Genomic DNA, 26,198 nt, shown 5'->3' on the forward strand with positions numbered 1-26,198 from the left:
ATGATTGACAAACATAACAACTTAACCCGCCGGCAAATAGTTGGCGGACTGGGGGCTGGCTTAGCGGTGGCGGCGGTGTCACCTGTACTTGCCGCTGCTCCAGCGCCTTCAGGCTTAAGCACCGCCGTGCTCGAAGACCCAACCACCAAATTCCCCAAACCGCCGTTTAAAGAACAAACCCAGCCCTGGCCTGGTTTAGCCAGCAAAATGGAGCCACGTCCTGATCATGGCGAAAAGTGGTACAAAGGTTCGGGCAGGTTAATGGGGCGTAAAGCACTTATAACCGGCGGCGATTCGGGCATGGGCCGCGCAGCCGCAATTGCATACGCACGCGAGGGTGCCGACGTAGCTATTAACTACTTACCTAACGAAGAAGAAGACGCCAAAGAAGTTGTAGCACTTATTAAAGCCGCAGGCCGCAAAGCCGTAGCTATTCCGGGTGATTTGCGCACCGAAGAATTCTGCAAAAAGCTGGTGGAGCAAGCTGTACAAGGTTTAGGCGGACTGGATATACTGGTAAACAATGCCGCACGCCAGCAAACCCGAAAATCTATCATGGATGTATCATCAGAAGATTTTGATGCCACCATGAAGACCAATATTTATGCGCCATTTTGGACTACCAAAGCAGCATTACCGCATTTGAAACCCGGCTCTTCTATCATCTTCACAACATCCGAACAGGCTTACGACCCATCGGCCGAGTTGTATGATTATGCCCAAACCAAGGCAGCCAACATGAGCTCCGTAAAATCATTAGCCAAGCAACTGGGCGAAAAAGGCATCCGCGTAAACGGTGTAGCACCCGGCCCCATATGGACACCGTTGCAGGTAAGCGGAGGCGCCACTATGGAAAAACTTAAAATGTTTGGCGGCCAAACCCCGCTGGGCAGGCCCGGGCAACCCGGCGAACTCGCATCAATATACGTGCAACTGGCCGATAGCACGGCAAGTTATGCCACCGGGCAAATCTATGGTGCCTCGGGCGGGTCGGGTAATCCGTGATCAGGATTTATAACCTGCAGTCGTAAAAGAAAAAGCCGTATTCATGAGCATGAATACGGCTTTCTTTATATCGATATATTTTATACTTACATTTTAGGCATCCTGCGCATCATGTTAGCCATGGCGGCGGGATTGCTTACTTGTTTCATGATCTTACGCATATCTTCGAATTGCTTGATCAAACGGTTTACTTCCTGTAAATCTGTGCCCGAGCCTTTGGCTATACGTGCACGGCGGCTTTGGTTAATGCTGTCAGGGTTGCCTTTTTCGTACGGTGTCATTGATTGAATGATGGCTTCTATTGATTTGAAAGCATCATCGCTCACTTCCACATCCTTCATCATTTTACCAACGCCAGGTATCATGCCCATGAGGTCTTTCATGTTACCCATTTTCTTGATCTGCTGTATCTGGCTGTAAAAGTCGTTAAAGTCGAACTTGTTTTTACGTATCTTCTTTTGCAGTTCGGCAGCCTGCTTTTCGTCAAACTGCTGTTGGGCACGCTCCACGAGCGATACCACGTCACCCATGCCTAAAATACGCGAGGCCATACGGTCGGGGTGGAAAACGTCTAACGCTTCCATTTTTTCGCCCGTACCAATGAACTTGATAGGCTTGTTAACTACCGATTTGATGGATAGCGCAGCACCACCGCGGGTATCACCATCAAGCTTGGTTAGCACAGCACCAGTAAAGTCCAAACGATCATTAAACACTTTGGCAGTGTTCACAGCATCCTGACCAGTCATTGCATCAACCACAAATAATATCTCGTGCGGGTTAACGGCAGCTTTTACCTGCTCAATTTCCTGCATCATGGCCTCATCAATAGCCAAACGACCGGCGGTATCAATAATAACTACGTTATTACCGTTTTGCTTAGCCTGGGCAATACCCTCAAGGGCAATAGCAACAGGATCTTTACTTTCGAGGTTGGCATAAACCGGTACGCCTATCTGCTCACCTAAAACTTGTAACTGAGTAATAGCCGCCGGACGGTAAACGTCATCAGCCACCAGTAAAGGCTTTTTATTTTTTTGAGTTTTGAGGAAGTTGGCCAGTTTACCGGTAAACGTGGTTTTACCTGCACCATTTAAGCCTGCAATGAGGATGATGGTAGGCGTAGCCGGAAAGCTTAACTCAGCTGTTACGCCGCCCATGAGCGCCGTAAGCTCATCGTTCATGATCTTGGTGAGCAACTGCCCCGGCGAAATGCTGGTGAGCACGTTTTCGCCCAATGCTTTTTGCCTCACCTCATCGGTAAAAGCTTTGGCGGTTTTATAGTTTACGTCGGCGTCCAGTAAGGCTTTTCTAATTTCCTTCATGGTTTCGGCCACGTTGATCTCGGTAATAGTTCCCTGGCCTTTCAGAACCTTAAACGCCCTGTCTAACTTATCGGAAAGATTTTCAAACATGCTGATAAATACTGCTTTATTTTGAGGTTACAAAGGTATTGTTTTTTGCGGTAGGTTGTATGTTAGGGGCTAAACTAACCTACGGTTAAAGCAAAAATAAAAACCACCTAAAATTTTAGTTATTATTTTTTATTATATATCTTGCTTTTAATAAACCTCTACCATCATGAAAATGCTTACCAAACTAACATTAGTTGCGATGTTATTTACAGTTGTAAATACTATGGCACAAACGCAGCCAAAACAAACTAAAACTACAGCCATCATTACTCAAAATCAGGGAGCGGCCACGGTATATAAAGATGAAACCGGCAAAGAATTAAAAACAAAACAAGTAATGGAATATGTGCATACGGGCAATTACAAAATAGAGAAAGCTGTTGGCAAAGACAAAAAACCGTTTATGCTGGTTAAAAAATCGCCCGGATATAACCGCCGTCCTGTTGCCGAAGCCGTGGTAGTTAAGCCTCTTTAAATTACGGGAACCTATATATTACACCCAACGCAAGGTTTTCACTGGCCTGAATGCCGGGTTTTGTATCGGTGCGGTTAGCAAAAGCATCCCTATCATATATGGCTACGCCGGTTATCGTTACTGCAACAAGTTTATTCACTCTGGCGGCAATAGTAAGATCTAAACGGTGATCGATATTTTGAGCACCCCGGCCGTATGGAATGAAAATTTGATAACGCGAGGTTAAACGCAGGTTTTGCATCACCTCCTTATCAAACGCAGCTACCGCCTGAAATGCCAACTCGTTATACATCGAACGGCCTTTGATTACGTTATAGGCCTTACCAGGCGCATCGCCCGAGTATTCTATATTATCTGTTAGTACAAAAGTTTGGCGGGCTGTACCTGTACCAATACGTAAATCGAACCAATTATTGGGTTTGTACTCAAAACCAAAAGACTCAGTTACATAGCCTGGCGCCATAAACTGCGAAATAAGTGTAGTCGCTCCATTGGCATCGTACCTGAAACCCTTATCAAACTGCGACTCAAAGCTTAATGATCCGAAAAAGAACCATGATTTGGATAATTGTGTGGCCAGTTTGTTATCCCAAAAAATACGGTCGTTGGTTTTACGGGGCAGTTGTTCCTTATTTTTTGACCGCCCGTACAATAATATCAACTGTGATGTAAAAACAAACGGCTGTTTATTATACTCAACTTTATAATCAACATTACTATTTATAGCAAAGGAGTTTACACCACCACCAGTCCAGTTATTGCTAAAAGTGGCCTGATTAAAGTTAATGCCAATAGTTGCATACTTATGCCAGTAACTCACCTTATAATCCATCATGGATACGGGCATATATTCAGGAAAAACCTGTAATGGACGTAATCGCTGTGGCAAAGCATTACGGCGGGGGTCGATACGGTAACGGTTTATGAGATTGGTATCTATTTTTATATTATCGCGGCGTACACTATCAGCCCGTCGTAAACTGTCGGCTATGCGGCGCAGGTCTAAATCAACCTGTTTCAGGCTATCTACGCGGCGTAAACTATCGGTTTGCTGTGCCATAGCAGCGGCGCAGCTAAGCAAAAGGACAGAAATGAATGCGAGTGCGGTTCTCAACATATTGCAACAAATTAAACGAAAATGCGCTGGGTATAAAAATTTGATTTCATTTAACACCTTTTTCTGCTAAAACAGTGCATCCATGCCCAAAGTTTTCGCTGTTTTAAATAAGCTGTATTTTGCTCGTTACTGTAGGCCTCACGCTCAAAAGCTATGTTCATATACGCGGTGTGATGGCTTTTGTACTTTACGCGGTTTACAATATAGTTGAGTAGGTACAGCAAATAAAACGGTATAACCAGCAATTCAACCGCCTGTCTTAAATGTATGGTTTCGTGCCTGATGAGCACTTCATCGTGTTTAAGTTTTTCTGTTTTTACCAGCACGAACGGAAACAAAGCCATACCATCAACCTTTAACCATGGGCATACAATAACCGGATAACCCATAAGTTTATGGCGTTGGTGTGGTAAGCGGCATTAAATAGCGGGCATCAGGATTACGCTGAAAACGCTTTAGATTTGCTTTGATCTGGTTAATAAACTCATAATCGCTGGCGGTGGTTGCCTGGTAGTAACTTGGCCGGTAACGCGTCATAAACGCTGTAAGTTGAGGTTCCTGCAAAGCGGTAACCTGCTGAACGAGCTTTTTACTGAAACGCTGATCAATCACATTCAATTTATAATCCTGCTCTATCAGCTCGCGCAAATGTTCGGCATTACGCCCGCTGCGGCTCAGCATATTCCACAAGGCATCAATACTAATACCTGCACCCGAACCGGGAGAAAGGCTTAAAATGTCTCGATGGGCCAGCGAGCCGTATATTTTGGTATAATCTCTTTTGGTTTGTTCGAGTTTTTGCTGGGCAGAAAGTACAGTGTCCCGCACGTTTACCTCTTTGAGCATAATGCTCTGGGCCTTAAGATATACGGCCATATCGCCACTGGCGGGTACACGCACGGTATCGCTAAAATAATTTTGCTTGCTAAAAACAAGGGCATCGCCGGGCTGGGCATTAATCTTAAAATCGGCTTTCAGGGTATTATAAACCGACTGGCCATTGCGCAGATTGCGTACGTTTACTTTGGCTATACGTTCCTTGCTGGCTTTATCAAAAACCAAACCTATAACGGGTTTATCTTGCGCAAGAGCCCCAATAGCCGTAAAACATACAACAAGCAATAGCCAATATCTCATCAATAACTCAGAATGTACCGGGATACAAAGGTTTAAATAATAAACGTAACAAACTCAGCAAGCTTGATAAATTTAACGCTTTTTAACAGCTTTTACTCCAAGTGTTTTATTTTGCTATTATGAGTTGCTGACCAATCTTTATGTTATTGTCGGCCATGTTGTTCAGCGCTTTTAGCTCCTCAACCGTAAGGTTAAAACGTTTGGATATATTGTATAACGTATCGCCTGTGCCTACGGTATAAAGTTTAACAACGGGGGCAGCTTTTACAATAGTATCTTTTTGCGGATTGGCAACATTTTCATTTATCTCGGCTAACACCCGGTCTTCACGCTTAATTTTTTGTACCTCACCTTCAGGCCGGTCATACTGGTCGAGGCTATAACGTTTTATGGTATTAATAAGCAGATCGGGGTACTTAGGGTTTGTTGCATAGCCACACCTCTTGAGGCCGTAGGCCCACCCCACGTAATCGTTTTTATCCAGTTCAAAAAGGGAAGCATAGCGCTTACGTTTTAAAAACTCAGAGTGGTCACGGTATGACTCTTCGGGGTTGTTGTACACCCTAAAACAGTCGTCAACCTTGTCATCATCCTTGTAATAGCTGCGGCCGGTCCAGTCGCTGGTGCATTTTATGCCGAAGTGATTATTAGCGTAGCGTGCCAGTTCGCCATTACCAAAGCCCGATTCTTGCAGGCCCTGCGCCAGCGTAATACTGGCAGGAACGCCGTACAGGTTCATTTCCTGAATAGCAATAGCTTTAAAACGTTCCACATAACTGGCAACCGTATATGATACTGGTGTAGTGCTACCCGTAACCGGTTTGTTCTCTTGCTGTACGCGCTCGTTGTTCTTTTTGTATTCAGGATTGTGTTTTACCTCCGGGGCAGGTTTGCTTGCCGTTGTATTGCCTGATGAACGGGGAGGAGTGTAAACCGTTTTACGGCGCGATGAACATGCCGAAAGCAAAAGGCTGAGGATAAAGAGGTATGCTATATTTTTAACCACGGATGATTTGAGTTCTGGTTTATACAAAAACGTCATTGCGAGGTACGAAGCAATCTCTGTGCTGATAAATGCTTTTGATAAGCATAATTCAGGGATTGCTTCGTACCTCGCAATGACGGGTATTTTTTAAATGAATCTTAAAATTTATTGTCTTTTAGGCTCAGCAGCTTTAACCGAATCAGGCTGCTCATCATAAGCATGCAGGTCGTACCTGTTGATTAAGCCCAAAACCTGCGAACCCCATTTTTTGCTGCTGGCATAACCGCTGCGCTGTATACCTTTTACCCAGCTTTTATAATCATAATGCGAAAGCGATACCGACAGGTGGCTGAACTGCTTACGCTCGGTCATGATGCGGGCAAAATCCTGAAAAGAGTCGGTTGCGGAGTCGTATTGCTTGTAGGCCGATTTAGTTTTTTTGCGACCTGTATAAGATACAGGGCTTTTACCTTTTACACCAAAGTGGTTGTTTTGCGTGCGGGCTAATTTGCTGTTTCCGCTGGCACTTTCGTGCATGGCTATAGCTAAAATGATGCTTGCCGGTACACCGCTCTCGTGCATAATGCGAATGGCATTATCTTTGAACTTGTCTACATATGTTTTTGAAGTATTTTGTGCCGAAGCAGCAAAAGCCGACGTTAACAAACAGGCAATCAGTAAGATTTTCTTCATAATTTACTTTTTTCTGATGACGAGCACGCCGTCTCGCACAGGTAATATTAGTTTTTCAACCTGTGTGTTAACAGCTATGGTGTCATTTAGTTTTCTGAAAAGCTGAGTGTCGGTATCATTTGCATCACCGTACACTTTGCCCTTCCACAAAACGTTATCAATTATTATTAAACCTCCCGGTCGTATCTTATCAATAATCAACTCGAAGTAAGTCAAATTGCTCTTCTTATCCGCGTCGATAAACGCAAGGTCGTAAATATTTTCTGACAATCCAAATAGTACGTCCTGTGCGTCGCCTATATAAAGCTCTATACGGTCTTGTACGTCAGCCAGTTCGAAGTTGTTGCGCAGTGTATCCTCCTGCTCGCGATTCACTTCTATGGTATGTACTTTTCCACCCTCGGTAAGCCCTTCGGCCAGGCAAATAGTGGCGTAACCGGTAAAGGTACCTATTTCTAAAACCAGTTTAGGCTGCACCATTTTGCTTAACATGCTCAATAACCGGCCCTGGTAGTGGCCGCTCAGCATATTGGGTTTTAACTGCTTTAAATAGGTATCGCGGTTTATTTTCTTCAGCGCCTCGGGCTCGGGGTCGCAGTGGGTTTCGAGGTAGGTTTGTAATTGTGGATCGAGTATTTCCATCCGGCAAATGTCGGGCTTTTTTACTTTTTTAACTAACTTCACATTATCGTACTGTCTTAATACATATAATCACAGCATTCAGCCAACTTCTTAAACAGGAGCTGAGCTTTCTATTGCCCAATCTCAGGGCATCATTCTCAAATTTTATTAAGACAAATAATCATGACACATCAAACAGTAGCCTTAATTGGCGCTACCGGAAAGGCCGGAAAATATATTCTTCAACATTTGTTAACAAGCGGTTATAAAGTAAATGCGCTCATCCGTAAACCTAAAGAATTTCTAATTTCTCATCCTTTGTTAGAAGTAATACAGGGCGATGCAAAAGATGCAGATACAATTGATATGCTCTTACAAAACTGTACAGCTGTAATTAGCACTCTGGGGCAAAAACCCGGTGAGCCATTATGTTCAGCCCTGGCTACCCGCCACATCATCAGTGGTATGGAAAAGCATCACATCGAGCGTTATGTTTTTTTATCGGGATTAAACCTCGATGTACCCGGCGACCGAAAAAGCGAAACCAACCAGGCCAAAAGCCTATGGATGCGGCAGCATTACCCAGAAGCTGTGGCCAATAAGCAGGATGCCTACGAATTAGTAGCCAAAAGTAATATTGATTACACCATGATACGCCTGCCGCTAATTGAGCAAACCGATGAACGACGAAAGCTGATCGTTGATTTGCACGATTGCCCGGGCGAAGATATCAGCACTACCGATTTAGCTGAATTTATAGTGCAGCAGATAAATAATAAGGAATATGTGAGGAAAGCCCCCTTTGTGGCGAGTTTGTAACTAAAAAAGAGCCGGTGATTGCCGGCTCTTTTTAGTTTCTGTCATCAACCCATAAGGTGTCTACATGTATGTTGCAACGGTTGCTTAAAAAATTTACAACCTCCTTTTCTTTATTCATCTTGAGCGTTCCCTTGTTGGTGTCCCATAAATAACCATCGCTAAACAAGATATGATGATGCGGATTTTCAACAATTCTATTGGTATCGCGTGAATACTTACTTGTTTCCCGGCTATACTCTACATAAGTTATCTTTTTAATCTGTTTAAAATTGTACTCTTTTGCCGATAGTTCTGTAAAGGCGTTTATCTCAATTTTATAGTTCCATATCTTGATATAATAATCGCTCATCAAAAAAACCATGATCAACGCCATACTTACTAAAACTAAAGCCATGGGTTTCCAAATCTTCAGTTCATCTGCACCTGTTCTGAGTGTTATAAAAGGCGAATACTCTGCGAGTTCCTGCCTGGGCACAACAATACGGCAAAGTAATTCTACAGGAAAATAACTTAGCGCAACGGCCAAAAAAGCAGCCGGAAAATACCATGTAAACCCATCAATATAAGCCTGGTACTTAATACGTGGGTTATCATCTGTTTCCATCATCATTAAGTATTGCAGCCCTTTGCCAATACCCCAGGTCATGAGCGGCCAAAAAACTGCCAGCATAACAATCGATATCCACCACCATTTATAATACTTTCGTAAAAGCACATCAGGGCTTTGCTTAACTTTATTGAGTTTACCCGGATGAAAAACAACAACAAATATCAGCAGTAGTAAAACGGCAATTTCTAAAACCCACTGGTTATTCTCCATAAGCTCCTAAAACCCGAACGATCTCCGTTCCATCCACGATTGCAATAGTATAACGGCCGATACAGTATCAACCAACGCCTTATCCTGCCTGACTGATTTTTTTACACCACCCGCCAGTATAGCCGCCGAGGCCATTTTGGAGGTAAAGCGCTCATCCATCATATCAATTGGAACATCGGGGAAAGTCTTTTTCAACAAATTAACAAAACCCTTAACATGCATGGCCGATTGCGACGGCGTATTGTCCATTTGCTTAGGTTCGCCCACCACAAACCTTTCCACCTGTTCGGTTTGCAGGTACTTTTTTAAATACTCTACTATCAGGTTTGGATGCACAGTTTCCAACCCGGTGGCTATCATTTGCAATGGATCGGTAACGGCAATGCCTATGCGCTTGGTACCGTAATCAAAAGCCATTATTCTCATAGTGTTGCGGGTTGTCTGTTGTGAGTTATCTGAACTTTGTAAAAGTAAGTATTTGCATGGTTAATAACTTTGTGTTGTTGTCCTGTTCTATAAAAACGCCAATCACACAACTCACAACAGACAACCCACAACTAAAAATTTTCCCTATCTTGCACCAATGCAGTTTAAAGAGATAGTAGGGCAGCAAGCTGTAAAGCAACGTTTGTTAAACACCGTTCAGGAGAATAGGGTTAGCCATGCCCAGTTGTTTTTGGGCCCCGAAGGGTCGGGTAGTTTAGCGCTTGCGGTTGCTTATGCCCAGTATCTCTCTTGCGAAGACAAGCAACCAACTGATTCATGCGGAGTATGTTCATCATGCCGCAAATACGAAAAACTGGTTCACCCTGATCTGCACTTTTCTTATCCTTTTTTTGCATCCGATAAAAACGACACCTCACTCAGCTTCATTGAGCAATGGCGCGAGGCATTCTTAGCCCATCCGTACCTAAGCCTCGATTTATGGCGCGGTTATTTGGAGGCCGAAAATAAGCAGGCCAATATCAATATTGCCGAGTGCCATCAAATCATTAAAAAACTGAGCTTAAAACCGTTCGAGTCGGTTTACAAAATACTCATCCTGTGGCTGCCCGAATATTTAGATAAAGCGGGTAACACACTGCTTAAAATAATTGAAGAACCGCAACCCAACACGGTCTTTTTATTGGTAGCGCAAAACCAGGATCAGATATTGAACACTATTCTGTCGCGTACACAACTGGTTAAAATACCAACATTGGGTTATGCCGATGTACGCGATTATTTAGTAAATGAAAAAGGTTTCCCCGGTAAAACGGCCGAAGAAGCGGCATACCTGAGCAGCGGCAATTTAACCGAAGCGCTGGGCATGCTGTACCAGGAAAGCAATAGCTTTCATCAGGATTTTTTAGACTGGCTGCGTAAGTGTTACAGCAACAAGGGTTTGGAAATGATGAAGTTTGTGGACAAGATAGCCAAGGCAGGCCGCGAACCCCAAAAGAATTTTATACGCTACGGCATTAATTATATACGCGAGTGCTGCCTCATACTGAGCGGCGCGGGCGAACTGGTACATTTACCTGCGGCCGAAAAAGAAACGGCGCAAAAAATGTCGGCAGTAATGACCATTGAGATGACGGAGGCTATAACCGCCGTGCTCGAAAAGGCGCATTACGCTGTAGAACGAAATGCAAATCCTAAAATTTTGTTTTTAGATGTATCTTTGCAGATTATAAAAATATTACATTTTAAAATTATCCCGCAAGGGAATCAATATATAACCTAATATGGGATGTGGAAGTTGCTCAACCGGAGGCGGATGTACACCGGCGGGCTGCAAAAGTAATGGGTCATGCATGACCAATGGCTGCAGTAAGCTGGATGTATACGATTGGCTGTCAGATATGGACATGCCGTCGAACTTTAAGACCTTCCAGATAGTTGAGATCAAATTTAAAGGCTCGCGTAAGGATTTTTACCTTAACGCTGATAATATATACCTCGAATCGGGCGAGTTGGTGGCTGTTGAAACGGCAACCGGCGGCTATGACATTGGGCACGTATCGTTAACAGGCGAGTTGGTGCGCATGCAAATGGTAAAACGCCACGTTAAAGAGGCCGATGTTACCAAGAAGATCTATCGCCGTGCATCAGCCGCCGATGTGGATAAGTGGAACCTGGCTAAAGGCTTAGAGTGGGAAACCATGCACAAAGCCCGCACGCTGGCGTTAGAACTCAACTTATCGATGAAGATAAGTGATGTTGATTACCAGGGCGATAAAACCAAGGCAACCTTTTATTATACTGCCGAAGGCCGTGTGGATTTTCGTGAGCTGATCAAGAAAATGGCCGAGGCTTTCCGTATACGCATCGAGATGCGCCAGATAGGCATGCGCCAGGAAGCCAGCCGCTTAGGCGGCATTGGCTCATGTGGCCGCGAGTTGTGCTGTTCAACCTGGTTAACCGATTTTAAAACGGTATCTACCTCTGCGGCACGCTATCAAAACCTGTCGTTAAATACGCTAAAACTGGCCGGGCAGTGTGGCAAGCTTAAATGCTGCCTCAACTACGAGCTGGACAGCTACATGGATGCACTGAAACACATCCCCGATAACGTAAATTATTTGCGTACAGAACAAGGCGAAGCCCGTTTGCAAAAAACCGACATATTTAAACGTATGATGTGGTTTAGCCTGCCGGGTGCCGAAAACTGGATTGCGTTGCCTATTGCCCGCGTTAAAGAAATTCAAAAACTTAATAAAGAGAACATCACGCCTGAGTATTTCTTAGATGAGGTGGAAGAACAAGCCGTGCCAGACAAGGTGCTTGACTACGAAAACGTGGTTGGACAAGACAGCCTTACCCGTTTGGATGACCGCAGCCAGCAAAACCGCAACCGTAACCGCAATAAAAACAAGAAAAAGCCAGGTCAGGATGGCGGTAACCAGCCTCAACAAAATGCCGAGCAGCGCAAGCCACAGCAAAACGCTGAGCAACGTAAACCGCAGCAAAACCAGGGCGGTAACAACCAGCAAAGGCAAAATAATAACCAGCAGCAACGCCAACAAAACCCCAACAGGCAGCAACAGCCCAAACCGGGCAATAACGATGCTGTTAAACCTGTAAAAGCTGCACCCGAAGGCGAAGCTAACGCCGAAGGCGCAGACAACGCTACCAAACGCAACAACCGCAGGCACAGGCCAAACCGGAACCGTGGCGGCGGCAACAAACCCGATAATAACCAGCAACCCCAAGGTCCGCAGGCATGAAATTAGTTAGCTGCATAAGTAACACAAACATTGTCGTTTCGAGGAACAAGCAATCTTTTCGAAATGACATAAAACGATGGTTTGTTATTTTATTATTCGGCTTAATAACTATAGTAAGCAGCTGCACCGATCCCGGCCGCATTATGGACGAAAATAGATCCGTAGCTAACCACAACTGGAGCTACGGAAATAAAATAAAGTTCGATGTGCAGATCGACGATCCGGCAATTGCTTATAACCTATACTTTAACTTACGCGTAACTGCCGATTACAGGTACTCTAATATGTTTGTGCTGTTATATGAAGGCGGCCCCGGCATCAAAAAAGCAGCCCCCACAAGGTTTGAACTTAAACTGGCCAGCCCTACCGGCGAATGGCTGGGCAAAGGATCGGGCAGTATGTACAGCTATCAAATTCCGTTTAAAACCAACTATCGCTTCCCGACAAAAGGCCGCTACCATTTCGAAATTGAGCAAAACATGCGCGATAATCCGCTTCGTGCGGTCAATGATGTTGGCTTGCGTGTAGCGAAGGCACAATAATCTTTGAAATTTATTTTCTAACTGCAGCTACGTCTTTTACCGTAATGGCCGGCGCTTTGTTGCCAAAGTTATTACGCACATAGGTTAGCACGTCGGCTATTTGCTGATTGGTGAGTTGTGTAAACGGCGGCATAACGTTACGGTATTCCTCGCCGTCGATTTCTACACCCTGCATACCTTTTAACAATACGTTTATTAGTGATTGCTTACTGCCCAATACATAGCTGGTTTTAACCAAAGGAGCGTTCATCCCCGGCACACCTCCACCATCGGCCATGTGGCATACCAGGCAGTTTGATGCATATACCACTTGTCCGCGTTTAGCAGATGCAGTAATATCGCCCGCAGCGGTTGTAGCTGTTTTGGTTTTGGCTACAGACTTTTTAGTTTGAGCTTGTGCTGATAATCCCACAAGGCCTATTAATATTAACGGTATTACTTTCAAAGTTCTCATTGGTTTTTGATGGTTAACAGGATGATCTGCTCCCTCAAAAATATAAAAAAGCATTACAATTTACCCTGTGCCGCAATTGTAACAAGTATCTTACTCCACACCCATGTCAAATTCTACAAATTTGGTAGACTACAACCAACCATTTAGTTATTTTGCAGCATTGATTTATTTATCATGAAAAAGACTTTATCATTCTTACTCATATATGTGGCAATGGCTACTGCCCTTTCAGCCCAAATTAAGCTTAAAACCGGCATTTGGCGTGGTATACTAACATCTGCCGGGGGCCAACTCCCTTTTAATTTTGAGGTGAAGGATAGTGCTAAACGTCAGCAGTTATATATCATTAACGCAGGCGAAAGGCTCAAGGTAACTGATATTAAAACCGGTGGCGATTCAGTATTCATTCGCATGCCGCTATTTGATTCGGAGTTTAGACTTAAACAGGAGGGCAATAAGCTTGCCGGGCAGTTTATTAAACATTTGGGCGAGCGCAATTCCTCAACTCCTTTTACAGCACAACACGGCCAAAACTGGCGTTTTTTTGAAAAACCCGAAGCTCCGGCTTATAATATCTCAGGCCGCTGGTCGGCCGTATTTGGTGACGGTACCGACCGCGATACCACCGTGGGCGAATTCAAACAAACTGGCAACCGCATAACCGGCACCTTTTTAACCACCACCGGAGATTATCGTTATTTGGAAGGCAGCGTAAGTGGTAACAAGCTATACTTATCCTGCTTTGACGGCGGACACGCGTTTTTATTTACAGCTGATATTAAAGATGTCCAAACCCTTGTTAACGGACTTTGGGGACGAACCCCGTGGACGGCAGTTAAAAACCCTAACGCCAAATTGCCCGATGCCTACTCGTTAACGGCTTTAAAACCCGGCTATAAAAAAATCGAGTTTTCGTTCCCTGACCTTAACGGGCAAAAGGTGTCGTTGAATGATGCCCGCTTTAAAAACAAAGTGGTAATACTTCAAATTATGGGATCGTGGTGCCCAAATTGTATGGACGAAACCGCATACCTGGTTAACTACTATAAAAAGTATCACAAAAAAGGCGTTGAAATTGCCGGACTGGCCTATGAGCGCACAGCCGATTTCGAGAAATCAAAAAAGGCTGTTCTACAAGAAAAAAATCATTTCAACATACCTTACCCACTGTTATTAACGGGCTACACCAGCAATAAAAAAGATGCGGCCAAAAGCTTGCCCATGTTGAGCAGTGTACTGGCTTTTCCAACCACTATCATCATCGATAAAAAAGGAGAAGTACGTAGAATTTACACTGGCTTTAACGGCCCGGGTACAGGCAGCTACTATACTGATTTTGTAAATGAGTTTGAACGATTGACGGAGAGTTTGCTGGCGGAGAAGTAAGTCTGTCCTACCAAACGTTTCTCTGGAGTGCATTAAAGCAAAAAAAGGCGGCCTTATGAAGGTCGCCTTTTATGTATCTCATATACCGGCTTTACTTTGGCTATTTAACCGTGGAAGGCTTGCGGGCTGTTGAAGGCTTTTTGCCGAACAACGATTTTACCCTACCCCAAACCGAGGTTACCGAATCTTCGCTGATGTAGGTAGATGCCTTTTGTGACAACAACCCAACTACAGTTTTAATAATAAAGTTTGATTTGCGGAATAACGTTTTGTTAAGCGCCAAAGGCAATACAAACCTCGATACTAAGCTAACCAGATCGGGCGAGAATAGTGAGCCAATTCCCCCACCTCCCTGGCCTTCAGGGGCTTTCGGAAATGCCGAACGAATGGATGATATTATAGCCGACGGACCGCTGAAGCGCTGCTTCAACACCATCTCCTGCTCCTGCCTGCTTTTTTCGAGCCGGATAATTTCCGATTGCAGGTCGAATATAGTTTTTACGGGTATGGTGTCCATCTTTATTTAAATATTTTGCTGATCAGCAGGTTAACAATCGGCTTTTCGATGCTCTTTTTAGCTGTAATAACTATTAAAGCTATCAGCAGGTAAAATAGCGCAACTATGCCAAATCCTTTCCAGGCTGCACCCAGTACATCACCTAAGTAGAGTGCCAACGTAAATGTGGCAAACAAAAAGGTGAGCAGCAGGCTAAATACAATCACCACAACGGTAACCAGGCTTGCAGCAACAGATGTGCTTTTTTCAATGGTTTTATACTTGGCCAGCGTAAAGCGCGTTTCGGCGTAGTCCTTTAGCTCGTCGAATATGTTGGGCTGTGGTGGCTGTTCAGCTTTTTTTTCCTCTTCCATCTATAAATCAGATATATTTCTCCGGTAGATATACAACCCTCAAAGGATTGCGTTAGTTATGCGTGTTCCAGGTCATCCTGATACTCGGCTTCGGCACCGTTAATTTTGGTTTTAATATTATCAACCACTTTGCTTTTTAAACCAGCAAGACGGTCAATCTCGGCAGCAGCAGTTTCTTTAATGCTTTCGCCCAGGTTGGCTAATGATTCTGATAGTTTATCGCGGGTTTCAGTTCCTTTATCAGGAGCAAATAAGATACCCAATGCTGCGCCTGCAGCAACGCCTGCCAGCAGTGCAATTGCAATTTTTGCGCCATCGCCTAAACCTGCTTCTTTTTTTAAGCCCGGAATTTTGTTAATCAGGTTGGTTACATCTTTTGTATTCATGGTGATATAAGTTATGTTATAAATTGTTAGGTTACTTTTTATTTAACGACTAAAGTAAAGGTTTGTTTATAGCTATTAGTAAATTTATGTATTTCCCGGATTAACATGAACCCGCTCCAGGCGGTCGGCAGCCATGCGGTTAGTTTCATAAACCTGCGTAAGCAGTATAAAATAAGATAATAGTACCGGCCCGAAAACAAGGCCCAAAATACCAAATAATGGCAAACCTATAAACACGCCTATAATAGAAATTGCAGGATGTGTATTGGCAATACGTTTATTGATCACCATACGCAACACATGGTCGAGGTTGCCAATAAACAGCAGGCCGTAAGCCATAATGCCAATACCCGCCCAGTTGCGCCCTAAAAGCATCAAATAAATACCAGCCGGAATGGATAAGGTTGGCGCGCCAACCACCGGTAAAAATGAAATAAAGGTGGCGATCACCCCCCAAAAAACAGCATCGGGTATACCCACTATCCAAAACCCGTTGGCCAGCAAAACGCCTTGCACCAATGAAATGATACCCTGCCCCAGTACGTTAGAGTAAGTAGCACTACGCAAGGCATCGGCAAATTTTAAGGCATGTTGCTGGCTGAACGGCGCATAACGCAACATGCGTGCTTCAAACTCGCGCAGCTGCACAAACATAAAGTATAATATAAAATACATTACCAGCAAGGTGAGTATGATGCTGGCCGCACTGCCTAAAATGGAAGGGAAGAGTTCGGCGGCATAGCTACCCAGTTTTTGCAGTGTCTCCTCGGCAAAGCGGGGTTGATTGAAATGTTCGGATGTAAACATATCAATCTTATCTATCCACGAATCAAGCGGAATAGCATCGGTTTTAAAGCTGATGATTTTTTCAATCACCATAAAACTCAGCAACAAAAACGGGATTACAATTACGACCAGCGATGTGAACATAATCACAATAGCCGAAAGTCCGCTGTTCCAGCCGCGCTTTTCAGTTAGCAACAGGTATAACGGGCGGAATAATACATAGAGTACAATGGCTCCCAAAATTGAACTGAAAATTTCGCTAAGGGCGTACAGCAAAAAGCATCCAAGTACAATAATGCTTACCAAAACAATATTATTCCGTTGCTGATGACTGAAAATTGGCATGGGGTAAAATGCTGAAAACTAATAAACAAAAAAGCGCCGAAATGTTCGGCGCTTTTTTGTAATATAAAACGGTACTAAATAAGCGCTCTACACACCAAGCTCTTTTACCATGCTATCAATTTTTGCACAGCTCATTTTAATGGTATCTAAATAAAAAGCAAAATCTTCAGTAGGGTTTTCAACCTCGTAAGGCAATTGCGCTAAAGCCAGGTGAATGTTCGATAGCTGATTTTTAATATCGTGCTTAAACGTACGTATGGCCGGTCCTTCAACTGCTTTGTATTCCTCTTCGTCCTGTTCAAACCCCATGTTATTATTTGCCTAAGTTGATAGCCTTCATTTTATTGTAGAGCGTTTTGCGGTCTATTTTTAAAATTTCGGCGGCCTTGGTTTTATTAAAATTCACCTCGCGCAGCACTTTTAATATGGTTTCGTACTCGGCCTCGAGTGCGGCATTCTTTAAATCATGGCGTACCTCTTTAACCGGTGCAGGTGCAGCCGATGGTTGCTCCTGGTGCATGCCTACAAATGAACCCGAGTTGGTAGGGCCATCAAATGACGAACGGCTGTAGGCCAGCATTTCGAGCGGAAGGGCTTTCATCGGTATCTCGTCGCCCTCGGTTAACAGGGTGGCACGGCGTATCACGTTTTTAAGCTCGCGTATGTTACCTTGCCAGCGGTAGCTCATAAAGCATTCCACTACTTCGGGCGACAGGCGGCTTACACTGCGGCCCAGCTCCTGGTTGGCGCTGCGTAAAAAGTGCTCGGCTAATAAAATTATATCGTTACCACGCTCGCGCAGGGCAGGCATGTAAATACTAAACTCGTTAAAGCGGTGGTATAAGTCCTCACGGAAACGGCCGCGTTGTATCGAATCCTGCAGGTTTTCATTTGTGGCAACGATCAAGCGCACATCCAAGTCGATCTCTTTGGTTGAGCCAATGCGTTTTACCTTGCGCTCCTGCACGGTACGCAACAGGGCTGCCTGAATATCGTATGATAAGTTACCTACTTCATCTAAAAACAAAGTGCCGCCGTTAGCCATCTCAAAGTGACCTATTTTGGTATACAATGCACCGGTAAATGAGCCCTTTTCGTGACCGAAGAACTCGCTTTGAGCCAACTCTTTGGTTAACGAGCCACAGTCCATAGCCACAAAGGGCTGATCGCGGCGTGAGCTGTTGAGGTGAATGCTCTTGGCAACCGACTCTTTACCGGTACCACTCTCTCCCATAATAATTACGCTGTAATTGGTAGGTGCTACCAGCTCAATTTGTCTTAACAACTCCTTTGATGCACGGCTGCTACCGCTCACAAACTCGTTAGACATTACCTGCTTGCTCTTATCCTTACTGCCACCGCTTGCCTTGGTATTACCCACCGCAGCCGATGCCGATGAGGCTTCCTGCTCGGCAGCCTCCAATAAAGCGTAATGTGTTTCAATAGCCTTGTTAATGGTGGTCAGTATCTCATCAGGGTACAGCGGTTTGGTGATGTAATCATATGCGCCCATTTTAATGAGCTCAACCGCCATTTTAATATCAGAGTAACCGGTAATAATAATTACACCGGTTTTTGGATAGTTATTTTTGATATACTTCAGCATTTCGCGGCCGTCGGTATCTTCCAAACGGTAATCGCAAAGCACTAAGTTATACTCGCTGTTTTTAAGCTGTTCCATCCCGTTACTTCCGCTCGAGGCTGTGGCAACCTCAAAGCCATTACGGGTTAAAAATTTGGAAAGCAATAACGCGGTGTTTACTTCATCATCAATGATGAGGATTTTCTTCATAGTGGCAATTTACTCAATTATAGGTAATCTGTTCTCTAAAGGTAGCTCTTCCTACAAAAATGATAAAATTTGTTACATTATAACAAGGCTTGTACATTATTATTTAACTATTATCTAAACAAATTAGTCGTACAAGATAAACTATACATATACTCGCGGAGTTACAGCGGTCAAACACAGGGCTTGTTTCTGCTTAAAAGTGCTATTTTTTATTACATTTGCCTTTGTACACGTATAAGTATGACTGAAGAAAGAGCACTGAATTTTATTGAAGAAATTGTTGAGAAAGACCTGGAAACCGGCAAGCACAACGGCCGTGTTCACACGCGTTTTCCTCCTGAGCCTAATGGTTATTTACACATTGGGCATGCCAAATCTATTTGCTTAAACTTTGGCCTTGCGCAGCGTTATAACGGTAAAACCAACCTGCGTTTTGATGACACCAATCCTGTTACCGAAGATACTGAATACGTAGAAAGCATTAAGGAAGATGTGCGCTGGTTAGGCTTTGAATGGGCTAATGAGCTGTACGCGTCCGACTATTTTGATTTGCTTTATGCCTTTGCCCTCAACTTAATTAAGCAGGGACTGGCCTACGTTGACGATAGTTCTCCTGAAGAAATTGCTGCCCAAAAAGGCACCCCAACCGAGCCCGGCACGCCTAACCAATACCGCAGCCGCAGTATTGAAGAGAATGTGCAACTGTTTGAAGACATGAAGGCCGGTAAATATCCCGATGGCGCTAAAGTGCTGCGTGCCAAAGTTGACCTGGCATCACCCAACATGCACCTGCGCGACCCGCTGATGTATCGCATACGCCATGCCCACCATCACCGCACAGGCGATAAATGGTGCATTTACCCGATGTATGATTTTGCCCATGGCCAGTCGGACGCGATCGAGGAGATCACCCACTCTATTTGTACGTTGGAGTTTATACCCCACCGCGCACTGTATGATTGGTTTATTGAAAAACTGGAAGTATTTCCGTCGCACCAATACGAGTTTGCCCGTTTGAATCTTACCTATACGGTAATGAGCAAACGCAAACTACTGCAATTGGTAAACGAAGGCCACGTGGAGGGCTGGGACGACCCACGCATGCCAACCATTAGCGGTTTACGCCGCCGTGGTTATACACCGGCTTCTATCCGTGAATTTTGTGAGCGCATTGGCGTAGCCAAGCGCGAAAACCTAATAGACGTGGGTTTACTGGAGTTTTGCATACGCGAAGACCTGAACAAAACCGCATGGCGCCGCATGGCCGTGTTAGACCCTATAAAACTGGTTATTACCAATTACCCCGAAGGCCAAACCGAAACCCTGCACGGCGAAAACAACCCTGAGGTTGAAGGTGGCGAAGGCGGTAGAGATATTCCGTTCAGCAACGAGATTTACATTGAGCGCGAGGATTTTATGGAAGTTCCGCCTAAAAAGTTCTTCCGTTTGGGTGTAGGGCTTATGGTGCGCTTGAAGCATGCCTACATTGTAAAATGCGAGAGCTTTGTAAAGGATGCCGATGGCAACGTAACCGAGGTGCATTGTACCTATATTCCCGAATCAAAATCGGGTAACGACACCAGCGGTATTAATGTAAAAGGCACCATCCATTGGGTAAGCGTACCGGGTGCTAAAACTGCCGAAGTGCGTTTGTACGATCGTCTGTTTAAATCAGAAAATCCGGCCGCCGAAGAAGGCGACTTTAAAGACGACCTGAACCCGAACAGCTTACAGATCATTAACGCCTATGTTGAACCCGATCTGGCTGCTGCAATACCAGGCAAAGGCTACCAGTTCATCCGCAAAGGTTACTTTACTTTAGATAAACTATCTACCGACGAGAAACTGGTATTTAACCGCACGGTGACTTTGAAGGATGGTTGGGTGAAGAAGGGATAATTATTATTCGTAATGTTTAGTCCGTGCAGGGTCCTCTACGAGAGACCCTGCTGAAACAAAATGCTGAAGTAATTGCATCAACGCGGCGCAGGGTCCTCTCTGAGAGACCCTGCTGAAACAAAAAATAAATTAAACCTGAGGTTGGTGTTGTCACCAACCTTTGCATTATAATATAAAAGTGAAAATCGTCACCTACAACGTAAACGGCATACGCTCGGCCATGACCAAAGGCTGGCTATCTTGGCTGCAGGCCACCGATGCCGATGTGGTGTGCTTACAGGAAATTAAAGCCACACCCGATGTGCTTACTGATCTGTTTTTGGTAGAGCAGTTGGGGTATCAGCACTACTGGTATCCGGCCCAAAAGAAAGGTTATAGCGGTACGGCCATCTTTACCAAACACACGCCCAAACATGTGGAGTATGGTTGCGGCATTGAAGATTTTGACAACGAGGGCCGCTGCATCAGGGTTGATTTTGAGGATATATCGGTCATGAGCGTGTATTTCCCATCAGGATCGAGCGGTGATGAGCGCCAGGTTTTTAAATACCGTTTTTTGGATGAGTTTGGCGAATATCTGAACAAATTAAAGTGGGCTTACCCCAAGCTGGTGGTTTGCGGCGATTACAATATTTGCCACAAGCCTATCGATATTCATAACCCAAAAGCGAACGCAAACTCATCAGGCTTTTTGCCGGAAGAGCGTGCCTGGATGGACCGCTTTGTAGATAACGGTTTTGTAGATAGTTTCCGTTACCTTAATCCCGAACCGCACAACTATACCTGGTGGAGCTTCCGCGCCAATGCCCGCGCTAAAAACTTAGGCTGGCGTATTGATTACAATATGGTAACTACCGAACTGCAAAGCACCATTAAACGCGCCGCTATTTTGCCCGAAGCAAGACACTCCGACCATTGCCCGGTGTTGCTGGAACTGGATGTTTAGGTTTGCAGAAGCAAGCTTTTGTTTACCCGTTACGTCAGTTTCAAGAATTGTTCAGGGTTTTGTTTCTATGTTAAACTAATGGAATAACCATTTGCGGTATATTGCTCAATATTTCAACAAAACCACATGGCTGTTAAAACTATAATTATTGCTGCCGCATTACTTTGCGGATTAGGTTCATTTGCACAGGCGCAACAAGTGGCGTATCCGCCATCGCAAGAAAAACTCATACCCGAAAGCAGATTAAAGGCGGCATCCGAATTGCTTGCAGCAACAGGGCTTTCCACTCAAATGGATGCCATGTACAGCACCATGATCGATGCAAACAGTGCACAAATTCCGGCAGATAAAAAGGCGAAGTTTAAAGAGCTATGACTAACTTCTTAAAAAAGTATATGAGCTACGAATCGATGAAGGATGACCTGGCAAAAATATACGCCGAAGAATTTACCGAACAGGAATTAAAAGACATTACTAAATTTTACTTAACCCCTGCCGGTAAAAAAGTGAATCAAAAAATGGCTGCGTTAATGCAAAAAGGCGTTGTATTAGGCCAAAACAGGATGCAGGCTCACTTAGCCGAATTTCAGAACGATTTACAGAAGGCTTTTCCCAATTAGTATAATTCTAAATTATCGTAAAACGGCAAGTAGGTTGCGCCTGGTTTAATATCGGGTGTAAATACCATTATAGCCGTACATTTTTGCTGGTTATCAATCTCGAAGGCAATACCCTCGCCTTGATAAATGTCGAACTTTTTAGAATCCTTTTTAAACCATGCCGTCTTTTGAGGGCGATATAAGTCTTCAATTTGCTCAAGGGTTGAACCCACGCGCACGTTATCTTTAGTTATAAACCACGGCGAGGTTATCCTGATTTGTTTTACCCGGCTCGTTTCATCGTCGGTACCCATTTGGCGTGAGGCATAGATCATGGTTTGATAACCTTTACTATTATGGTTGGCATACCATATCGAAAGAGACTTGCCCATGGCAGCATCACCCGCATCGGGTCGGCCAAGGCGCCGGGTAACATCGGCACCGTTATCATTCAACGCGGTCTGACCAATTGATTTTCCAGGAATAATTAATTTATCAGTTGGTATTGAAGCCGTTCTTGTAGTGGTGGCATCTGTTGTATCAATGGTCTGTTTGCTGGTTTCGGTCTTTTTATCGGGTTGATTACAGGCTGCGAGGCATATAGCAGCAAGTATCAGGAGTTTACTACTTTTCATAAAATCTATAACAATCCAATAGCGGTTAGTGTTCAGCATGCAACTAAAATTGCATTGCTTTGTATTATTACAGCAATGAAGAGCAAAGGGCAGCAAATTATAGGCGACTGGTTTAAGCAAAAAGGCTGGCGGCAGTTCCCGTTTCAGCAGGAAATGCAGGATGCTTATCTGGGCGGCTATTCGGGTTTGCTTAACGCGCCAACCGGTAGCGGTAAAACCTTTGCGCTGTTTTTACCCTTTTTGGTGGGCTATATTAACCAATACCCCGATACCTACCAAACCCGAAACAATAACGGTTTGCTGATGCTGTGGATAACGCCCTTGCGTGCCTTAACCAACGACATACGCAAAGCCATGCAGGAGGTGTGCGACGAAATAGGCCTCCCCTGGCGCATAGGCACCCGCACCGGCGACACCTCAGCCGCCGAAAAGCAGGCCCTTCGCAAAAAGCTCCCCGAAGTATTGCTCACCACCCCCGAAAGTCTGCACCTGATGCTGGCGCAAAAAAACTACCCCGACATGTTTAAGCACCTGCAGGTGGTGGTAATTGATGAATGGCACGAGTTGTTAGGAACCAAAAGGGGTGTGCAGGTGGAGTTGGGCTTGTCGAGGCTCAAAAATCTCACCCCGACCCTCTCCAAAGGAGAGGGAGATAAGAACCCTTCTATCGGGGGAAATAAATATCCTCATTATCATACTACGGATGCTTTGAGCTGGCATGCCAATATTGGCAATGCCAAGCAAATGAGGGCGCAACCCACCGAAGCAGAGAGTGTTCTTTGGCAATTTCTACGGAATAATGGTTTAGGTTGTAAATTCAGGAGACAACATCTTATTGGTAATTACATTCCTGATTTTGTTTGTCTGGAGAAAAAATTGGTAGTTGAGGTTGACGGCGATTACCATAACACTGATGAACAACGGGTTCTTGACGAGCAGCGTACCGCTTATCTGAATGAAAAAGGTTACAAAGTTGTGCGGTTTAATAATGATCAAGTTCTGCATGATATTGACAATGTTGTTCTATCAATCAAAAAAACACTTGATGCTGGAAGTGATAAGAAAAAAAGCCCCCTCCCCCTTGGGGAGGGCTGGGGTGGGGTTATCTGGGGCATTAGCGCAACCATAGGTAACCTTGAGCAGGCGGCCGAAGTGCTGTTAGGCAATGCCTTCCCGCCGGAGCGGATAAAGATGATACGGGCTAATATTGAAAAGAAGCTGGACATACGCTCGGTTATTCCGCAGGATGTGGAAAATTACTCGTGGACAGGCCACATAGGCCTTAAACTGCTACCCGAGGTAATGGAGATCGTAGAGAAGAGCAAAACCACGCTCATTTTTACCAATACCCGTGCACAATCGGAAATATGGTATCACGCCATCCTCAATAACTATCCCGATTATGCAGGCATAATGGCCATGCACCACGGCTCGCTGGATAATGATTTGCGTAACTGGGTGGAGCAGGCGCTGCACCAGGGGATACTCAAAGTGGTGGTTTGCACTTCGAGTTTAGATTTAGGGGTTGATTTTCGTCCGGTTGATACGGTAGTACAGGTGGGCAGCCCTAAAGGCGTGGCTCGTTTTATGCAGCGGGCAGGGCGCAGCGGTCACCACCCGGGGGCTGTATCCAAAGCATATTATATTCCTACCCACTCACTGGAGTTATTGGAAGGCGCGGCGCTTAAACAAGCCATTTCCGAAACCCGCTTTGAAAGCCGCGACCCTATTTTGCTGGCTATTGATGTGCTTATACAATATATGGTTACGCTGGCCGTTTCTGATGGCTTCAGGGCTGATGAATTGTACGAAGAAGTTAAAAGCACCTACGCCTTTGCCGATCTGCGCCGGAACGAATTTGGCGAACTACTCGATTTCATTACCACCGGCGGAGCTACGCTATCACAGTACGACGAATTTTTAAAGGTTGAGGTAGAAGACGGCCTGTTTAAAGTGAATAGCCGCCGGGTAGCCATGCGCCATCGGTTTAGCATTGGTACCATTACCAGTTATGCCACTTTGCGGGTTAAGATGCTGCATGGTGGCTCATTGGGGTCGATAGAGGAGGGCTTTGTGGCACGCCTTAAACCCGGTGATACCTTTTGGTTCGCGGGCCGTAGCCTGGAGTTTGTTCAGCTGAAAGAAATGACAGCCATTGTACGAAAATCAAACAAAACAAAGGGCTTAATACCCAGCTGGGCGGGCGGGCGCATGCCGCTATCATCACAACTATCGGCCGTGCTGCGCGATAAGTTAGACGAGGTAGCCCAGCATCTTGAAAAAGATGAAGAAGTGGTGGCGTTACGCTCACTTTTTAATTTACAGGAGCAATTGTCTCATTTGCCCCGAAAAAATGATTTGCTCATCGAATCATTCGAGTCGCGCGATGGGCATCATTTGTTTGTTTACCCCTTTGAGGGGCGATTGGTGCATGAGGGCATGGCCTCCTTGATAGCTTACCGCATGGGCAAGATCAGGAAAGCCACCTACAGCATTGCCATGAACGATTATGGCTTTGAGCTGCTTACCGATGAGCCCATACCGTTGATGGAGGCTTTGGAAGAAGACCTGTTCAGCATCCATAATTTAATTGATGATATTCAGCATAGCTTAAATGCTAATGAAATGGCCCGGAGGCGTTTCAGGGACATTGCGCAAATTGGCGGATTAATATTTAATGGTTACCCGGGCCAGCCTATTAAAAACAGGCATTTGCAAGCCAGCACAGGGCTTTTGTTTGATGTATTTACCGAGTACGAACCCGATAATTTACTCATACGCCAGGCATACAATGAAGCCTTAGCCTTTCAGTTAGAAGAATTCAGGCTGCGCGAGGCTTTGCAGCGCATACAAAAGCAGGAAATAGTTATTAAAGTGCTGGAGCGCCCTACCCCTTTTGCCTTCCCCATTATGGTTGATAGGTTGCGCGAAAAGATCACCATGGAAACATTGGAAGAACGCGTTGCCAAAATGGCCCGCAGCTACAATGCCATGGAGAACTTTGACGAACCAATGGAGCCTGCGCCCGAGCCGGCTAAACCGCGAAAGAGAAAACTTTAAATAAGCTACAATTCCAAAAGGCTTGACAAATATCAATCGTAATTTTTGATACATGTCATGGTGCAGCTAAGCGCCATACCTGATATTTGTAGTATAAATCAGTACACAAAGCCATGAAACTTGTATCATATATCATCGCCTTAAATATACCCAATGCCGATCCTGCGCAAATTTCGGCAGCGTTGCTTATCGGGGTTTCTTA

Annotated in this window: 29 protein-coding genes; 12 read left to right on the forward strand and 17 right to left on the reverse strand. The window is 44.8% G+C overall.

What is annotated here, in order from left to right; genetic code table 11:
* On the forward strand, positions 1–1,005 hold the full coding sequence (locus tag QE417_RS12825) for an SDR family oxidoreductase (RefSeq protein ID WP_311950532.1): 1,005 nt from the start codon (positions 1–3) through the stop codon (positions 1,003–1,005).
* An 86-nt stretch (positions 1,006–1,091) separates the two neighbouring features.
* Here QE417_RS12825 and ffh read toward each other — a convergent pair whose 3' ends face one another.
* Positions 1,092–2,420, reverse strand: coding sequence for a signal recognition particle protein (gene ffh, locus QE417_RS12830; RefSeq protein ID WP_311950534.1), 1,329 nt, complete (start codon positions 2,418–2,420; stop codon positions 1,092–1,094).
* 166 nt (positions 2,421–2,586) lie between these two features.
* On the opposite strand from ffh, the gene QE417_RS12835 reads away from it, so the two are divergent.
* Positions 2,587–2,895 (forward strand): hypothetical protein, encoded by a 309-nt coding sequence (locus QE417_RS12835; protein ID WP_311950536.1) that lies wholly within the window; start codon positions 2,587–2,589, stop codon positions 2,893–2,895.
* A gap of 1 nt (position 2,896) precedes the next feature.
* On the opposite strand, the gene QE417_RS12840 is transcribed toward QE417_RS12835, so the two are convergent.
* The 6 genes from QE417_RS12840 to QE417_RS12865 all read right to left on the reverse strand — a co-directional run bounded on the left by QE417_RS12840 (position 2,897) and on the right by QE417_RS12865 (position 7,511).
* Positions 2,897–3,955, reverse strand: coding sequence for a DUF3078 domain-containing protein (locus tag QE417_RS12840; protein ID WP_311950537.1), 1,059 nt, complete (start codon positions 3,953–3,955; stop codon positions 2,897–2,899).
* Positions 3,956–4,062: 107 nt separating this feature from the next.
* On the reverse strand, positions 4,063–4,401 hold the full coding sequence (locus tag QE417_RS12845; protein ID WP_311950538.1) for a hypothetical protein: 339 nt from the start codon (positions 4,399–4,401) through the stop codon (positions 4,063–4,065).
* A gap of 4 nt (positions 4,402–4,405) precedes the next feature.
* The gene (locus QE417_RS12850) at positions 4,406–5,149 is read right to left on the reverse strand and encodes a hypothetical protein (RefSeq protein ID WP_311950540.1); all 744 of its coding nucleotides are present in this window, start codon (positions 5,147–5,149) and stop codon (positions 4,406–4,408) included.
* 106 nt (positions 5,150–5,255) lie between these two features.
* The gene (locus tag QE417_RS12855) at positions 5,256–6,155 is read right to left on the reverse strand and encodes a glucosaminidase domain-containing protein (RefSeq protein WP_311950542.1); all 900 of its coding nucleotides are present in this window, start codon (positions 6,153–6,155) and stop codon (positions 5,256–5,258) included.
* 144 nt (positions 6,156–6,299) lie between these two features.
* Positions 6,300–6,827: a glucosaminidase domain-containing protein gene (locus tag QE417_RS12860; protein ID WP_311950545.1), complete on the reverse strand. Its 528-nt coding sequence runs from the start codon at positions 6,825–6,827 to the stop codon at positions 6,300–6,302.
* 3 nt (positions 6,828–6,830) lie between these two features.
* A complete protein-coding gene (locus tag QE417_RS12865; protein ID WP_311950546.1) occupies positions 6,831–7,511 on the reverse strand; it encodes an O-methyltransferase in 681 nt (226 codons plus the stop codon).
* Between the two features lie 120 nt (positions 7,512–7,631).
* Here QE417_RS12865 and QE417_RS12870 point away from each other — a divergent pair, with 120 nt between their 5' ends.
* On the forward strand, positions 7,632–8,267 hold the full coding sequence (locus QE417_RS12870) for an NAD(P)-dependent oxidoreductase (RefSeq protein WP_311950547.1): 636 nt from the start codon (positions 7,632–7,634) through the stop codon (positions 8,265–8,267).
* A 31-nt stretch (positions 8,268–8,298) separates the two neighbouring features.
* Here the strand turns inward: QE417_RS12870 and QE417_RS12875 are convergent, their stop codons facing one another.
* On the reverse strand, positions 8,299–9,087 hold the full coding sequence (locus QE417_RS12875) for a hypothetical protein (protein WP_311950548.1): 789 nt from the start codon (positions 9,085–9,087) through the stop codon (positions 8,299–8,301).
* A gap of 6 nt (positions 9,088–9,093) precedes the next feature.
* Positions 9,094–9,513: a Holliday junction resolvase RuvX gene (gene ruvX, locus QE417_RS12880; protein ID WP_311950551.1), complete on the reverse strand. Its 420-nt coding sequence runs from the start codon at positions 9,511–9,513 to the stop codon at positions 9,094–9,096.
* Positions 9,514–9,670: 157 nt separating this feature from the next.
* Between ruvX and QE417_RS12885 the strand changes: the two genes are divergently transcribed.
* The 3 genes from QE417_RS12885 to QE417_RS12895 are packed head-to-tail and all read left to right on the forward strand — an operon-like array spanning position 9,671 to position 12,838.
* Positions 9,671–10,813 carry a DNA polymerase III subunit gene (locus QE417_RS12885; protein ID WP_311950552.1) on the forward strand — a complete coding sequence of 381 codons (1,143 nt, stop codon included), beginning with the start codon at positions 9,671–9,673 and terminating at the stop codon, positions 10,811–10,813.
* Between the two features lies 1 nt (position 10,814).
* On the forward strand, positions 10,815–12,296 hold the full coding sequence (locus tag QE417_RS12890) for a PSP1 domain-containing protein (RefSeq protein ID WP_311950554.1): 1,482 nt from the start codon (positions 10,815–10,817) through the stop codon (positions 12,294–12,296).
* Positions 12,293–12,838, forward strand: coding sequence for a gliding motility lipoprotein GldH (locus tag QE417_RS12895; protein WP_311950555.1), 546 nt, complete (start codon positions 12,293–12,295; stop codon positions 12,836–12,838). Before QE417_RS12890 ends, QE417_RS12895 begins: the two co-directional genes overlap by 4 nt.
* A 10-nt stretch (positions 12,839–12,848) precedes the next feature.
* Here QE417_RS12895 and QE417_RS12900 read toward each other — a convergent pair whose 3' ends face one another.
* Positions 12,849–13,292, reverse strand: a complete 444-nt coding sequence (locus QE417_RS12900; protein WP_311950557.1) for a c-type cytochrome — start codon at positions 13,290–13,292, stop codon at positions 12,849–12,851.
* A gap of 174 nt (positions 13,293–13,466) precedes the next feature.
* Between QE417_RS12900 and QE417_RS12905 the strand changes: the two genes are divergently transcribed.
* Complete coding sequence (locus QE417_RS12905; protein WP_311950559.1) at positions 13,467–14,678, forward strand: peroxiredoxin family protein; 1,212 nt, start codon at positions 13,467–13,469, stop codon at positions 14,676–14,678.
* A 100-nt stretch (positions 14,679–14,778) separates the two neighbouring features.
* On the opposite strand, the gene QE417_RS12910 is transcribed toward QE417_RS12905, so the two are convergent.
* From QE417_RS12910 to QE417_RS12935, 6 genes are all read right to left on the reverse strand, one after another.
* Entirely contained in the window at positions 14,779–15,195 is a 417-nt protein-coding gene (locus QE417_RS12910) for a hypothetical protein (protein ID WP_311950561.1), read from the reverse strand.
* A 2-nt stretch (positions 15,196–15,197) separates the two neighbouring features.
* Complete coding sequence (locus QE417_RS12915; RefSeq protein WP_311950563.1) at positions 15,198–15,548, reverse strand: phage holin family protein; 351 nt, start codon at positions 15,546–15,548, stop codon at positions 15,198–15,200.
* 56 nt (positions 15,549–15,604) lie between these two features.
* A complete protein-coding gene (locus QE417_RS12920) occupies positions 15,605–15,934 on the reverse strand; it encodes a YtxH domain-containing protein (RefSeq protein WP_311950565.1) in 330 nt (109 codons plus the stop codon).
* An 84-nt stretch (positions 15,935–16,018) separates the two neighbouring features.
* A complete protein-coding gene (locus tag QE417_RS12925) occupies positions 16,019–17,065 on the reverse strand; it encodes an AI-2E family transporter (RefSeq protein WP_311950566.1) in 1,047 nt (348 codons plus the stop codon).
* Between the two features lie 87 nt (positions 17,066–17,152).
* Entirely contained in the window at positions 17,153–17,374 is a 222-nt protein-coding gene (locus QE417_RS12930; protein WP_311950568.1) for a hypothetical protein, read from the reverse strand.
* Between the two features lie 4 nt (positions 17,375–17,378).
* The gene (locus QE417_RS12935; protein ID WP_311950570.1) at positions 17,379–18,857 is read right to left on the reverse strand and encodes a sigma-54-dependent transcriptional regulator; all 1,479 of its coding nucleotides are present in this window, start codon (positions 18,855–18,857) and stop codon (positions 17,379–17,381) included.
* Positions 18,858–19,097: 240 nt separating this feature from the next.
* On the opposite strand from QE417_RS12935, the gene QE417_RS12940 reads away from it, so the two are divergent.
* From QE417_RS12940 to QE417_RS12955, 4 genes are all read left to right on the forward strand, one after another.
* Positions 19,098–20,756: a glutamine--tRNA ligase/YqeY domain fusion protein gene (locus QE417_RS12940; protein WP_311950573.1), complete on the forward strand. Its 1,659-nt coding sequence runs from the start codon at positions 19,098–19,100 to the stop codon at positions 20,754–20,756.
* Positions 20,757–20,934: 178 nt separating this feature from the next.
* Complete coding sequence (locus QE417_RS12945; protein WP_311950575.1) at positions 20,935–21,702, forward strand: exodeoxyribonuclease III; 768 nt, start codon at positions 20,935–20,937, stop codon at positions 21,700–21,702.
* A gap of 126 nt (positions 21,703–21,828) precedes the next feature.
* Positions 21,829–22,077, forward strand: coding sequence for a hypothetical protein (locus tag QE417_RS12950; protein WP_311950578.1), 249 nt, complete (start codon positions 21,829–21,831; stop codon positions 22,075–22,077).
* Positions 22,074–22,322, forward strand: coding sequence for a DUF2059 domain-containing protein (locus QE417_RS12955; RefSeq protein WP_311950580.1), 249 nt, complete (start codon positions 22,074–22,076; stop codon positions 22,320–22,322). The genes QE417_RS12950 and QE417_RS12955 overlap by 4 nt, the downstream gene beginning before the upstream one ends.
* Here QE417_RS12955 and QE417_RS12960 read toward each other — a convergent pair.
* Positions 22,319–22,936 carry a hypothetical protein gene (locus QE417_RS12960; protein ID WP_311950583.1) on the reverse strand — a complete coding sequence of 206 codons (618 nt, stop codon included), beginning with the start codon at positions 22,934–22,936 and terminating at the stop codon, positions 22,319–22,321. The genes QE417_RS12955 and QE417_RS12960 overlap by 4 nt on opposite strands.
* Positions 22,937–23,011: 75 nt before the next feature.
* On the opposite strand from QE417_RS12960, the gene QE417_RS12965 reads away from it, so the two are divergent.
* A complete protein-coding gene (locus tag QE417_RS12965) occupies positions 23,012–25,996 on the forward strand; it encodes a ligase-associated DNA damage response DEXH box helicase (protein WP_311950584.1) in 2,985 nt (994 codons plus the stop codon).
* Positions 25,997–26,198: the final 202 nt, after the last annotated feature.

This window comes from Mucilaginibacter terrae, from assembly GCF_031951985.1.
Classification (GTDB): domain Bacteria; phylum Bacteroidota; class Bacteroidia; order Sphingobacteriales; family Sphingobacteriaceae; genus Mucilaginibacter; species Mucilaginibacter terrae_A.